The sequence below is a fragment of the Flavobacterium sp. CR10 genome (assembly GCF_055814415.1).
The window spans coordinates 2,253,261-2,267,041 of record NZ_CP185985.1 but is presented as its reverse complement, the minus strand read 5'-3'; the positions used below and the strand labels follow the sequence as shown (position 1 = coordinate 2,267,041).

Annotated in this window: 9 protein-coding genes; all 9 read right to left on the bottom strand. The window is 35.8% G+C overall.

Translation table 11 applies throughout. The features are described 5' to 3' along the window. Complete coding sequence (locus tag ACNRYB_RS10125; RefSeq protein WP_473729973.1) at positions 1-3,369, bottom strand: TonB-dependent receptor; 3,369 nt, start codon at positions 3,367-3,369, stop codon at positions 1-3. Between the two features lie 71 nt (positions 3,370-3,440). Then, complete coding sequence (locus ACNRYB_RS10120) at positions 3,441-4,361, bottom strand: FecR family protein (RefSeq protein WP_473729972.1); 921 nt, start codon at positions 4,359-4,361, stop codon at positions 3,441-3,443. Between the two features lie 112 nt (positions 4,362-4,473). After that, complete coding sequence (locus ACNRYB_RS10115; RefSeq protein ID WP_473729971.1) at positions 4,474-5,031, bottom strand: RNA polymerase sigma-70 factor; 558 nt, start codon at positions 5,029-5,031, stop codon at positions 4,474-4,476. Positions 5,032-5,556: 525 nt separating this feature from the next. Then, positions 5,557-6,213: a fructose-6-phosphate aldolase gene (gene fsa, locus ACNRYB_RS10110; RefSeq protein WP_129748935.1), complete on the bottom strand. Its 657-nt coding sequence runs from the start codon at positions 6,211-6,213 to the stop codon at positions 5,557-5,559. Positions 6,214-6,685: 472 nt separating this feature from the next. Beyond that, complete coding sequence (gene xylA, locus ACNRYB_RS10105; protein WP_129748934.1) at positions 6,686-8,011, bottom strand: xylose isomerase; 1,326 nt, start codon at positions 8,009-8,011, stop codon at positions 6,686-6,688. Between the two features lie 9 nt (positions 8,012-8,020). Continuing rightward, positions 8,021-9,502 (bottom strand): xylulokinase, encoded by a 1,482-nt coding sequence (locus tag ACNRYB_RS10100; RefSeq protein ID WP_129748933.1) that lies wholly within the window; start codon positions 9,500-9,502, stop codon positions 8,021-8,023. 2 nt (positions 9,503-9,504) lie between these two features. Continuing rightward, entirely contained in the window at positions 9,505-10,512 is a 1,008-nt protein-coding gene (locus ACNRYB_RS10095) for a GntR family transcriptional regulator (RefSeq protein ID WP_129748932.1), read from the bottom strand. A gap of 532 nt (positions 10,513-11,044) precedes the next feature. Further along, entirely contained in the window at positions 11,045-12,079 is a 1,035-nt protein-coding gene (locus tag ACNRYB_RS10090) for a glycoside hydrolase family 43 protein (protein WP_129748931.1), read from the bottom strand. A 22-nt stretch (positions 12,080-12,101) separates the two neighbouring features. Continuing rightward, complete coding sequence (locus ACNRYB_RS10085; protein WP_129748930.1) at positions 12,102-13,535, bottom strand: MFS transporter; 1,434 nt, start codon at positions 13,533-13,535, stop codon at positions 12,102-12,104. Between the last annotated feature and the right edge of the window lie 246 nt (positions 13,536-13,781).

Genomic DNA, 13,781 nt, shown 5'->3' with positions numbered 1-13,781 from the left:
TTAAAAAGTTGCGTTAACACCTGTCATGTAAATACGAGAAAGCGGATAACGTCCTAAATCCATTCCGAAGTTTTTAAGTCCCACCTCAGGATCCATTCCAGAATAATTAGTAATCGTAAATAAGTTTTGTCCAGAGATGAAGAATCTCAATTTTGCTTTTCCATTCAGCCAGCTTTCTTTTATAGTGTAACCGATAGAAACGTTTTTCAATCTTAAGAAAGAAGCATCTTCAATATATAAATCAGAAATACGTCCGAAATTGTTATTATTGTCTGTTGACGAAAGAATTGGAACATTGGTATTGGTATTTGTTGGCGACCAAGCGTCTTTTGAATCTGCCAATAAATTGTAACCTGGGAAAGAAGCATTTAGACCTGTATATCTTACGGCATTGAAAACACTATTTCCTGCAGCACCCGTGAAGAAAATATTCATATCAAATCCTTTGTATTTGAAATTGGCATTCAAACTATACGTTGTTTTTGGGAAAGGACTTCCTAAAACTACTCTATCACTATTATTGATTACGCCGTCGCCATTTTCATCTTTGAATTTAATATCTCCAGCCACCGCATTTGGCTGATACATTACACCATTTTTGTTTACATACGCTTTCACCTCTTCATTACTTTGGAATAATCCGTCTGTCTGATATCCATAGAAGGCTCCAACTGGACTCCCCACTTGATAAATATTGGCTAATGGCAAACTACGAACTCTGCTTAATCCTAAAGGTTCTAATGAATTTAAATCATCTTTAATAGAAACAATTCTATTGCTTAAGAATCCAGCGTTTGCGGTAACATCAAATTTAAATTCTCCACGAGTTTTTTGGTACGTTAAACTCACCTCGATTCCTTTATTTTCAACATCTCCTGAGTTTACAATTCTTCCTTGTGGTGTTCCAGAAACTCCAGGCAATTGGTCACGAACCAACATGTCTTTGTTTTTCTTTACATAAGCATCGACAGAACCAACCAAAGTATTATTTAGCATTGTAAAATCTAAACCAATATTGGTCTGCTCAGAGCTTTCCCATTTTAAATTCGGGTTTGATAATTCGCTTTCAGCGTAACCGTAATTGATGGACGGAACTGCTCCAATTAAAGCCTGAGTTTGTACCAAAGGCACACTAAATTGGTATGGTCCAAGGTTTCCTAAGTTTCCAATTTGTCCCCAGCTTGCACGAAGTTTCAAATTGCTGATGATTGGCTCAATACCTTTCATAAAATTTTCTTCAGAAATTAACCAACCTGCAGAAACTGAAGGGTACACTTTCCAACGGTTATTTTCTAATAATTTTGAAGTTCCGTCACGGCGAACAATTCCAGAGATTAAATATTTCTGACTGAAATCGTAATTAATTCTTCCCACATAAGAAGAAATAATTTCATCTGATCTTCCTGCCGCGGTCTGCTGAATTAATTTTGCATTCAATAAATAACGCTGTGATGGATCTTCGTTATCAAAACCAGTTCCTTCAACTGTGTAAAAATCTCTTTTTGTTTCTTGATAGGTATATCCAGCTAAAGCTTTCAAATTGTGTTTTCCAAATGATTTCTCATAAGAAATCGTCTGTTCGCTCAATAAATCGGTAACTGTTGAGTTTTTCAACGTCAATCTATTGAAATCGAATATTTTTCCTGGCTCAGTAACTTTTACTGTAAAGTCTGTTGCATTGTCTTGAATTCTAGTATATCCCCAATTCGATTTTACTTTTAATCCAGAAACAATTTCCCATTCTGCATACGGATTGATCAAAATTGTTGAAATAGGATTTTTATTGTCTAATCTTTTCAAATACGCCACCGGATTGATAACGTCTCCATAAGAACCAACATATTTTTCTGGAACACCACCAAATTGACCCGAACCATCTTCTCTGTAAATTGTTGCGTTTGGCGGATACAAAATCGCGGCTTGAATTGCTCCTGTGTACGAACTTGAAGTATTTGCAGTTTGCCCGTCTGTTAATGAGTATGATAAATTTTCTCCAATTGTAAAATTATCAGCCAATTTAAAAGAAGAATTTGCTCTTACTGTGTAACGTTCTCCGTAAGTGTTTAACAAAATACCTTCGTTTTTTCTATAACTTCCAGAAAGAAAAAAATTAGATTTTTCTGTTTTTCCGTTTACCGAAAGCGACAGATCTTGAATTTCTCCTGTACGGAAAATTTCATCCATCCAGTTTGTTTTTGTTGTTCTTGCAGTTGGTTCAAATGCTGGATCGAAAGCAGGAATTCTTGGCAAACCTGCATTATCTCTTGCAAGATTCATCGCATCAGCATATTCTGCAGCGTTTAAAACCTCTAATTTTTTCGCTACATTCTGGAAACCTCCTTGGTAGTTTACATTTACATTAATCTTATCTGAAATTCCTTTTTTAGAAGTGATTAAAATTACTCCCCCAGAAGCTCTCGCACCGTAAATTGCTGCAGAAGCTGCATCTTTTAGGACATTTATCGAAGCAATATCGTTTGGATTAATAGTATTTAAAGAACCGCTGTAAATGATTCCGTCCAAAACAATTAAAGGTGTTTCAGCGTTCAAAGATCCAATACCACGAATGTTGATTGTCGGCGATGCAGTCGGATCACCACCATCGTTAATTACCGTAACTCCGGCAACTGTTCCTTGCAATAATTCAGCTGCGTTGTTGTAGGTTCTGCTAGAAGTTTCTTTCATAGAAACAGAACCAACCGCTCCTAAAACTTCATTCTTTTTTACGCTTCCGTAACCCATTACCACAACTTCTTGAAGCTGTTTTACATCAGCCGCCAATTTTACAGTAATATTTTGTGAACTCGTTACTTTTACTTCTTGCGTAACATATCCCACATAAGAAAAAATAAGCGTGGCTTCAGAAGCATTTACTTCCAATTTAAATGTTCCGTCAAAATCTGTTGCTGTTGCTGCGTCTGAACCTTTATCTTTAATTCCAACTCCTGGCAACGGCATATTATCGTCTCCTCCAAAAACAGTTCCCGAAACAATAATTTTATTCTGATCTGCAGAAGCAACTTTCTGATTTTTCTTGATTACAATATTGTTGCTCACAATCTCATATCGAAGCGCATTTCCGCAAATTTTATCCAACGCCTGTTCAAGCGTTACGTTATTCAGTTTTAAACTTAATTTCTGATTGGCGTTTACTTGGCTGCTTTCGTACATAAAATGCACATCAACCTGATTTTCAATTTTTTGAAATATATTTTTTATACTCTCATTATCAACTTTTAAAGTGACTCGTTTGTTAATGTCAACGTTCCCAGCTTGCACTGTTAGTGCGGCAAAAAACAAAGTCATAAATAGGAATAATTTTGTTCCCATTGTCCTTATGCCGGCATACCGCATTTGTTTTTCATTCATAGTTTTTAGATTTAGTGTAATTGTTTTGTTTATTAGTTTGCTACGTAGTTTTATTTTTATTGTTTAAAGAATTATTCGATTTTGTAAACCCCAGAATCCATTTTGTATTGGGCATTGATGATGTTGCACACCAATCCAATTACCTGATCAGCAGGCAGTTCTTTAAAATAAGCGCTAATCTTTAAATCGTTTAAATTCTTGTTTTTGACTTCAATTGCAACATTATAATTACGGTTGATTGTGGCCACAACTTCAGAAAGAGGCGTTTCTTCAAAAACCATAATATTTTTTCGCCAAAGCGAAATGGTATTTACCGGAATATCCTTAAAAGCCTGAAGCTTATTATCCCGAGATTTAAAAACCACTTTTTGTCCTGGCGTCACATACACATTCTCTTCAGTAACAGTTGATTTCACGTTTACTCTTCCTGTCGCAACCGAAACTTCTTGCGTGGTCTGATCAGGATAAGCTTGAACATTAAAACTAGTTCCAAGAACTTTGGTATCCATTTTATTAGTATGAATAATAAAGGGATGCTTTTTGTCTTTGGCTACATCAAAAAAAGCTTCTCCGCTCAAATACACTTCTCTCGTATCGCCTTTAAATTCCTTCGGATATTTAAGAACACTTCCAGCATTTAGCCAGATTTTTGTTCCGTCACTTAATTTTATTTGAGCATGTTCGCCAAGTTTTACTGCAAATTCCTTGCTTTCAACAGTATTTGATATTGAGTAAAAAAACACTGATAATCCAACAAGGAAAACTAAAGAAGCCGCAACAGCCCAATTTTTGTATGAAAGAGCAGTAACTTTATTCGTATTCTTTATTTGTCTTAACTCCTTTTTCAGTTTTGAACGGTTTGATTGAACCATTTCCATATTATCAAAAAAATCATCTGTACGATCGTACCATTTATTCCACATTTCTTGTCCTTTTGGGGAATACTTTCCTTCTAAAAAATTTTTGATTTCGTTATTTGAATTTTCAGGCATTATAATTTCTTTATGTCTATACTAGTATGTCTTGGGAATTGTAATTTTAGGTAGGCGCAAAAGGTTACGCTTCTGTTAAGAAAAAGGTAGATTCTTAATCTGAAGTTTACTTTTAATTGAATTCACCCAAATAGGTACGCATGAATTTCAGCGAGTACGTAATATGATATTTTACGGTTTCGATTGAAACATTCAATTCTTCGGCGATTTCTTTATTGGTGTACTGTTTTACACGGCTCAGAATAAAAACCTCTTTTGATTTTTTAGGAAGTAATGATGCCGCTTCGTCAACCGCTTTTTGCAACTCGTCATAATAAATAGAATCCTCGATCGCATTATAACTGGTTTGCGAAACAGTGTTTTTTTTTAAAACTTCTTGAATGTATTGATCAGTAACTTCGTGCGATTTTATATAATCTAAAGTCATATAGCGAACCGAAGTGTAGATGTACGCCGCAAAACTTTTCTGGATTACAATTGTTTTGCGTCTTTCCCAAATAGAGGTAAAAACTTCCTGCACAATTTCTTCTGAAATGGCAATCGATTTCATTCGGAGATATACGAATCGAACGAGCAGATCTCGATATCGGAAATAAAGTTCATCAAAAGCTTTATCCTTGCCTGATTTTAATAATTCGACAAGTTCTTCGTCTGTAAACTTCTTATACATGATTCATTATTTTGATATGAATAATCAAATCAAAAGTGTGAGCCAAAACACTTTTTCTGATTTCGTCTTGATAATGATCGTGCTGTTTAAAAATTGGCATATACAAAGTATTGGTTTCTTCTTATATGTCTCCAAAATTAAAGCTGAGGGTAGGTCGATTAGGTTACGTTTACATTAATAAAACCTCTCTAAAAAGAAACATATTATTAACATTTGAAGTTAAAAACGAACTGAAAAATAAGGGTTTGTAGTATTTCGCGTAAAAAATGAAATACTTTGTTTGGTATAACAATCTTTCTCTTATAAAAAGCAGAAAAAGTGCTTAACAAATAATTAATGGGAATGCATTAAAATAATGTTTAACCTATTCAAAAATCACAAGATGAAGCACTTCAGATGTATAAAATGATTGGATTTGAACGTACAAAATCAGAAGAAGTTCTTTTTTCAAACAGTCTTTCCTATTATCAAAAAAAGCTCTTTTCAGAACGAAAAGAGCTTTTTTAATTTGTAGTTTATTTTAGTCTAGAGATTCATTTTTTTAGCATCTTCAACAAACTGTTTCAATCCAATATCTGTCAATGGATGTTTCAACAAACCTTTAATTGCCGATAATGGTCCAGTCATAACATCGGATCCAATTTTAGCGCAATTGATAATATGCATCGTGTGTCTTACAGAAGCCGAAAGGATTTGAGTTTGATAATCGTAATTATCGTAAATCTCTCTGATTTCAGCAATTAGGTTCATTCCGTCTGTAGAAACGTCATCTAATCTTCCTAGAAATGGAGAAACATAAGTTGCTCCTGCTTTTGCAGCCAATAATGCCTGACCAGCAGAAAAAACTAAGGTCACATTGGTGCGAATTCCTTTTGAAGAAAAATATTTACAAGCTTTTACACCATCTCCAATCATAGGCAATTTTACAACGATTTGCGGATGTAAAGCGGCTAATTCTTCACCTTCTCTTACCATTCCTTCAAAGTCTGTAGAGATTACCTCAGCAGAAACATCACCGTCAACGATATTGCAAATAGCCAGATAATGGTTTAAAATATTTTCTTTTCCTGTAATACCTTCTTTTGCCATTAAAGACGGATTGGTGGTTACGCCGTCTAAAACACCTAAAGCCTGCGCTTCTTCAATGTCCTGAAGATTGGCAGTGTCAATAAAAAATTTCATAAGTTTTTTGGTTTTGTTAATTGTTTTAATTGTTTTTTCGACGAATGAATCGCATAGTCTGTCATTTCGACGAAGGAGAAATCTTCACGAGAAACTCGACAAAGATTGGTTATTTACTTTGTAGAGCTACTTACGGAGATTTCTCCTTCGTCGAAATGACAAACTGTATGTATTTCTTTGCTTAAGTAAAATTTTAGTGAGTGAAAAATGTGCATTTCGATTGATTCTGCTCTTCAAAAAACCTTCAATAAAAAATATCCTCTTATTTTTTTATCAAACTGACTTTTGATTCTATTTAATTTTCAAAAAATAGCAACTAAACCTTAAATCTACTTTTTTCAAATCTCAAGAAAAAAGCCATAATCTTAATACACATTTTCAAAGTTTTTAGATTTTCTGTCTCACTAAATATTTTGTAGAAACCTAACAGGTTTTTAAAACCTGTTAGGTTTAATATTAAAATCTAAACCAATTAAATATATTGGTTGATGATATTTTCAAATAATTCTTGTTTACCGCTTTGAAGGTTTAATTCTCCATTTTCGTGAGCGATAGTGTAAAGATCTTTCAAGCTTAATTTGCCATCAGCAAAATCTTTTCCTTTTCCAGAATCAAATGAGCTGTATCTTTCTTTTCTCAATTTCTCGTAAGGAGAAGAAGTGATGATTTTATCAGCAGTCAATAAAGCTCTTGCAAAAGTATCAGCACCGCCAATGTGCGCTAAGAAAACATCTTCTAAATCTGTTGAGTTTCTTCTAATTTTCGCATCAAAATTAACTCCACCGCCTTGTAGTCCGCCAGCTTTTAAGAAAACCAACATAGCTTCAGTAGTTTCTTGGATATTATTTGGGAATTGGTCTGTATCCCAACCGTTTTGGTAATCCCCTCTGTTCGCATCGATGCTTCCTAACATTCCAGCTTTTGCAGCCACTTCTAATTCGTGTTGGAAAGTATGCTGTGCCAAAGTAGCGTGGTTTACCTCGATGTTGATTTTGAAATCTTTATCTAAACCATATTCTTTCAAGAATCCAATCGCAGTTGCAGAGTCGAAATCGTATTGGTGTTTAGATGGTTCCATTGGTTTTGGCTCGATAAAGAAAGTTCCTTTGAAACCTTGAGCCCTTGCGTAGTCTCTAGACATTGCCAAGAATTGCGCCATGTGGTCAAGTTCTCTACCCATATCGGTGTTTAATAAAGACATATAACCTTCTCTACCACCCCAGAATACATAGTTTTCTCCGCCTAAAGCGATTGTTGCATCAAGCGCTAATTTTACTTGTCCTCCAGCTCTTGCCACTACATTAAAATCTGGATTTGTAGCCGCACCGTTCATGAATCTTGGATTTGAGAAACAGTTTGAAGTTCCCCAAAGCAATTTAATTCCAGATTCTGCTTTTTTCTGTTTTAAGTAATCTGTAATAAAAGCCAAACGTTTTTCTGATTCTGCAAAAGTTGCTCCTTCAGCAATCAAATCGTAATCGTGGAAACAGAAATAATCGAATCCCATTTTGCTGATGAATTCAAAAGCAGCATCTGCTTTATCTTTTGCAGCTTGATAAGGATCTGATGAAGCATCCCAAGCAAAATTTTGAGTCCCTGGCCCGAATGGATCGCTACCTTGTCCGCAGAAAGTATGCCAGTAAGCGATAGCAAATTTAAAGTGCTCACGCATTGTTTTTCCAGCTACAACCTGGTCCGGATTGTAATATTTAAATGCCAACGGATTGTCAGATTCTTTTCCTTCAAACTTAATTTGGCCAATACCTTTGTAGTATTCTTTATCTCCTAAAACTATCATTTGATTTTTTTATTTATTTGTTAATATTAATTCTAATTCTTGTTTCCATTTTTTATAAGCAGTTTCATAAGGTTCTTTATTGTGAAGTGGCAAAAATGTCATTACGTGATCGTTGTCACTTACGTTAGCTCCAAATTTGCTGTAATCTCCATCTTTTAAGCCAACCGCTCTCGCTGCGCCAACTGCTCCTGTTGTATTGTAAATTTCAATTTCGTGACCAATTAAAGTTGCCACCGTATTCGAGAAAATCTCCGAACGGAAAAGATTATCATTTCCAGCTCTAATGACATTAATCGTTGCATTATCATCTTTTAAACATTCCATTCCGTACACAAACGAAAAAGCGATTCCTTCAAGAGATGCTCTAAACAGATGCGCACTGTTATGAATATTTAAGTTGAGGTTTAAAAAGTGTGTTCCAATAGTTTTATTGTTAAACATACGCTCGGCACCATTCCCAAACGGAATCACCACAACGCCTTCTGATCCAATTTCAACATTAGAAGCTTTTTCATTCATTACCTCATAACTTTCGTTCCCCATATTATTGCGAAGCCATCTGTACTGAATTCCTGCTCCGTTAATATTCAAAAGCTTACCCACTCTCGGCGTTTCCAATTCATAGTTTACATGAACGAAATTGTTTACTCTTGTGCTTTTTCCAGAAGACATTTCGCTAACCGCATAAAAAACGCCCGAAGTTCCGCCCGTAGCCGCCACTTCTCCCGGATTCAATACATTTAATGAAAGTGCATTATTTGGCTGATCTCCTGCTCTATAAACAATCGGAATTCCAGCTGGCAATCCAGATTCTGCAGCAGCTTTTTCTGTAACGACACCTTGATTTGTAAAGTTTTCTACAATTTTCGGAGTCAATCCTGTATCAATTCCGTAATATTCCAAAAGCCAATCGGCTACTTTATTTTCTTTATAATCCCAAAGCATTCCTTCAGACAAACCATTTTTGGTCGTCGTTACTTCGCCTGTCAATTTCAAAGCGATATAATCTCCAGGAAGCATGTATTTAGCAATTTTATTGTAAATTCCTGGTTCATTTTCTTTAACCCATTTCAATTTAGAAGCGGTAAAATTTCCTGGCGAATTCAATAAATGCGACATGCATTTCTCTTCTCCAATTTCAGCGAAAGCCTTATTTCCAATTTCAACTGCACGACTGTCGCACCAAATAATTGAATTTCGAAGCGCTTTACCATTGTTATCAACAATCACCAATCCGTGCATTTGGTACGAGATACCAATTCCTTGAATTTTAGAGGCATCAACATTTGCTTCTTTTATCGCTCTTTTAGTTGCCGTACAAATGTGTTGCCACCAGATTTCAGGATCTTGTTCTGCCCAGTCTGGGTGAATCGAAAGAATTTCCATTTCGTTCTGAGGTTCATTCAAAACGATTACTTTTTTACCCGTTTCTGCTTCAACAATTGCTGCTTTCACAGAAGAACTTCCAATATCATATCCGATATAATACATACTTACAATGATTCTCTTATTATTAATTTTGTCGGCACATAACACTTCGTTTCTTCGTCATGCGTAATAAATGCCGCTGCTTTGGTTCCCATTTCTTTAAAATCGGTCGAAACAACCGAAATTCCTTTGTATATAAATTTCTTCATCGGGGTTTCGTTGTACGATAAAAAGCCAACATCTTTTCCCGGTTCGTAATCTTTCTCTTTGCACTGCTCTAAAAAGTGCCCTAAAATCCTGTCGCTTACGCTGATGTAGGCAATTCCTTTTTCAATATTGAACTTTTTAGGATCTGTAATCACTTCGTGTTCAAAACCAAAATCAGCACAAAATTTCTTAAAAAACTCCACCGTTTCCCACGGATGATTCGTAAAATCAGGATATACAAATTGTATCTTTTTATACTTTTTAAACAAATCAACAGCCTCCGTCAAAGACTCATAAAAAGCTTTCCCGAAATCCTGAAAAATGTAATTATTCGTTTTATCGGCCTGAATATTCCAATCAATCAAAAGCAATTTATCGCTTGCAATTGCTGATAACGCTGGAGCAATATCTCGGTGATCAAAATTCATCACCACATATTTATAATACTTCCCGATTCCGTTATTGATGATCGTTTTAAAAACATCAATATTATAATGATGAAACTGCACATCAGTAATCACATTATCTGGCAGATTGTTCACAAACGAATGATACAAAACCTCTTTATAAGCCTTAAACGTATCCAAAACCAAAAGAACTTTTCTTGTTTCACCTGCCACATAATAACCTTTATTCGGCACAGAATCAATTACTTTTTGGTCTTTCAAAATCGAATACGCCTTAAAAACCGTGTCTCTCGAAAGCTGATAGGTTTTGCAGATTACATTAACAGAAGGCAATAAATCTCCCTTTTGCAAAATATTTTCCGCAATAGCATTCGTAATCCCGTCAACCAACTGCTGGTACTTCGGAATATCACTTTCGTGATTGATTATAAATTCAAATTTTTCTTCTTCTTTTAGCATACCGTTCTGTTCCGTTCTGTTATGCTAAAGTAGCTAAAAATATTTTACAAAAAATTATTTTTTAGATTAAAATTGTTATTTTTTTAAGCCCTTTTAATCTAATATTTCGGGCGTGTGCTTGTCCCGATAACTATCGGGAGGCTATCCGTTGCAAGTCCTCGCACTTCCTTCGTCAGGCTCCGGGCTTTCCACTTCTATCCCTCACACGTAACGGTTTCAGAAGAAATGAACGTAACATTATTTTTTTTTAAAAAGCTTCAGCAATATAATTTACCGCAAAATTCGCGATTCAAATAGTTATCGGGGACACGAAGAACGCAAAGATTATTATCACCGATTTATCCGCCCAGTTTGTCATTCCGAGGAACGAGGAATCACACTAGAAGCTCCGTACAGAATAAAGCCAATCTTTATCGAATCCCGCGTGTGATTCCTCTTTCCTCGGAATGACAAACTCTTTTGAGAGAAATAAAAAACAAAACTTCAAGCAGCACAACCGATTGTATTTTTTCTTAAATTTTTTACAAAAATCTTAATCAAATAATCTTCTTATTCCATACGGATCAATCGTAACAATAGAACCGTCTTCCAAATAATCTATCTTCGTCACTTTCATGCTTCGAAGATGCGTCACTCCTTTTGAAAGGCTCGAATCATGATAAAACAAATACCACTCGCCTTCCACTTCACAAATAGAATGGTGCGATGTCCACCCGATAACCGGATTCAGAATCCTTCCCTGATAAGTAAAAGGCCCATACGGACTGTCTCCGATTGCATAACAGATGAAATGCGTGTCTCCTGTTGAATACGAGAAATAGTATTTTCCATTGTACTTATGAACCCACGAAGCTTCAAAAAAACGGCGCGCATTATCGCCTGCCAAAATCTCATTTCCTTTTTCATCCAAAATCTTGATTTCTTTTGGCTCTTCTGCAAACTCAAGCATATCATCTCTTAACAAAGCTACAATTGGTCCCAGAGCTTTCTCTTCAGCCAAAGGCTCTTCATTATTCTGATCGTATTTATTATTTCGGTATTTCTGAAGCTGTCCGCCCCAGATTCCGCCAAAATAGATGTAATGTTTCCCGTCTTCGTCTTCAAAAACCGCAGGATCAATGCTGTAGCTGCCTTTTATGGCATCTCTTTCAGGAACAAAAGGCCCTACGGGAGAATCTGAAACAGCAACGCCAATCTGGAAAATTCCGCTGGCGCGTTTGGCTGGAAAATACAAGTAATACTTTCCGTTTTTATGCGCCGCATCTGGCGCCCACATCTGCTTTTCGGCCCAGGCAACATCATCAACGTGGAGCGCAACGCCATTGTCAACAGCTTCCGATGAAATGTCTTCCATAGAAAAAACATGGTAGTCTTCCATTCCGAAATGGTCGCCGTTGTCATTGAACGGAATTCCAGCATCAATGTCATGCGACGGATAAATGTAAATCTTCCCGTTGAATACATGCGCCGATGGATCGGCAGTGTAGATATGGGATACTAAAGGCTTCGAAATAGCCTGATTATTGATTTCTTCAAAATTAATGTGTTCAATGCTGTCTTCAGGCATAGGGATATTTTTCTTTTAATAATTAACTTCTTCTTTCTTTAAGCTCAGTTTCAATCTGTACTTCCATTTCCTTGTTGATCTTATAGAAAAACAGTAATCCAGCTCCAATCAAAAAAGGAATTGCTGGAAAAATGCTCACCAGTAATTTAATTCCGTTTATGGCAGTTTGAGACTGTTGAGGTGTATTCGGAACGTAATCAAAATACCCTAAAAACAAAGTGGTTAACGCACCTCCAACACTCAACCCTGTTTTTAGTCCGACCATCATGGCAGAAAATATAATGGCAGTTGCACGGCGATTGTTCAGCCATTCCGAATAATCGGCTACGTCGGCAATCATTGCCCAAAGAATTGGGATTGTGATTCCGTAGAAAAATCCGTGCAGGATCTGAGAGAAAAATATTAATCCAATTGACGCTGGCGGATAGAAATAAAAAGCAATAATAAATAAGGTTGATATGAATAAGAACACACCAAAAACATTTCTTTTTCCGTATTTATCTGCCAGATTTTTAGACAACGTAATTCCGACAATCATAAAGATAATTCCGCCCGCATTAAATAATCCAAAACCTGCCGAAACAGGATCATTCCCAAAATGGTTCAATCCTATGTTAGTTAGAAAATCTAAAATGGGCTCGATAAAAACGGCCAATTGCTCTTTATCTACATAATTCTCAAAATAATACACATACGAACCGCCTTTCATCGCCAAAGTCACAAATACCAAAGTCGTCAAAGAAAGCATAATTATCCAAGGTCTGTTTTTAACTAAATCGCTTAAATCTTCTTTTATGCTTGATTTTTGTTCTGGCTTCGGAATGATTCTTTCTTTGGTGGTTAAAAATGTAATTAAAAGCATGATGGTTCCGATAATCGCCAAAGCAGTCATAACTTTTTCGATTCCGACAGCCTTATCTCCGTTCCCAGCACTTTTTATAATGCCAAGCATAAAAACCTGAACAAAAAACTGTGCAAACATCACCGCAACAAAACGATACGACGACATACTGTTCCTTTCACCCATATCTCCCGTAATCACACCACTTAAAGCAGAATACGGCAAATTGTTTCCTGCATAAAAAAGTAACAGCAAGGTATAGGTTACAACAGCATAGATTACTTTTCCTTTATAGGAGAAATCAGGAGTTGAAAAAGCTAATAAAGCCACCACTCCAAGCGGAATAGCAGTTATTAAAATCCAAGGTCTAAATTTTCCCCATTTGGTGCTCGTTCTGTCTGCCAAAACCCCAATAATCGGATTAAAAATAAAAGCTGCTATTAATCCAACAATCAGCATGATGATGGAAGAATCTGTTGGCGATAATCCGTAAATATCTGTGTAAAAATACGCCAGATATGTCATCAAAGTCTGGAAAACTAGATTAGCTGCTAAGTCTCCTAAACTGTATCCAATTTTTTCTTTGATGGATAATTTTTGTGAAATGTTACTCATTGGTGGTTTTGTGGTTAGTTAGTTCTCGTCCTGCAAGGTTTCCACAACCTTGCGGCTTTCAATTGTTTCAAAATACTTCTCAAACATACCTACAAGGTTTTAAAAACTTTACAGAAAAGCAAATTGCAATCAAAACAATCGGTTGTGTAAAATTATACAAAAAAATATATACTGCAAATTTAGTTTGCTTTATTTATGTATTTTTCTATTTCACAACCGATTGTTAGACAATTCATCAAAATTTAC

What these genes read in the sequence shown, in the direction of transcription:
- ACNRYB_RS10125 (WP_473729973.1), bottom strand. Translation starts at nt 3,369, where the DNA reads ATGAATGAAAAACAAATGCGGTATGCCGGCATAAGGACAATGGGAACA.
- ACNRYB_RS10120 (WP_473729972.1), bottom strand. Translation starts at nt 4,361, where the DNA reads ATGCCTGAAAATTCAAATAACGAAATCAAAAATTTTTTAGAAGGAAAG.
- ACNRYB_RS10115 (WP_473729971.1), bottom strand. Translation starts at nt 5,031, where the DNA reads ATGTATAAGAAGTTTACAGACGAAGAACTTGTCGAATTATTAAAATCA.
- fsa (WP_129748935.1), bottom strand. Translation starts at nt 6,213, where the DNA reads ATGAAATTTTTTATTGACACTGCCAATCTTCAGGACATTGAAGAAGCG.
- xylA (WP_129748934.1), bottom strand. Translation starts at nt 8,011, where the DNA reads ATGATAGTTTTAGGAGATAAAGAATACTACAAAGGTATTGGCCAAATT.
- ACNRYB_RS10100 (WP_129748933.1), bottom strand. Translation starts at nt 9,502, where the DNA reads ATGTATTATATCGGATATGATATTGGAAGTTCTTCTGTGAAAGCAGCA.
- ACNRYB_RS10095 (WP_129748932.1), bottom strand. Translation starts at nt 10,512, where the DNA reads ATGCTAAAAGAAGAAGAAAAATTTGAATTTATAATCAATCACGAAAGT.
- ACNRYB_RS10090 (WP_129748931.1), bottom strand. Translation starts at nt 12,079, where the DNA reads ATGCCTGAAGACAGCATTGAACACATTAATTTTGAAGAAATCAATAAT.
- ACNRYB_RS10085 (WP_129748930.1), bottom strand. Translation starts at nt 13,535, where the DNA reads ATGAGTAACATTTCACAAAAATTATCCATCAAAGAAAAAATTGGATAC.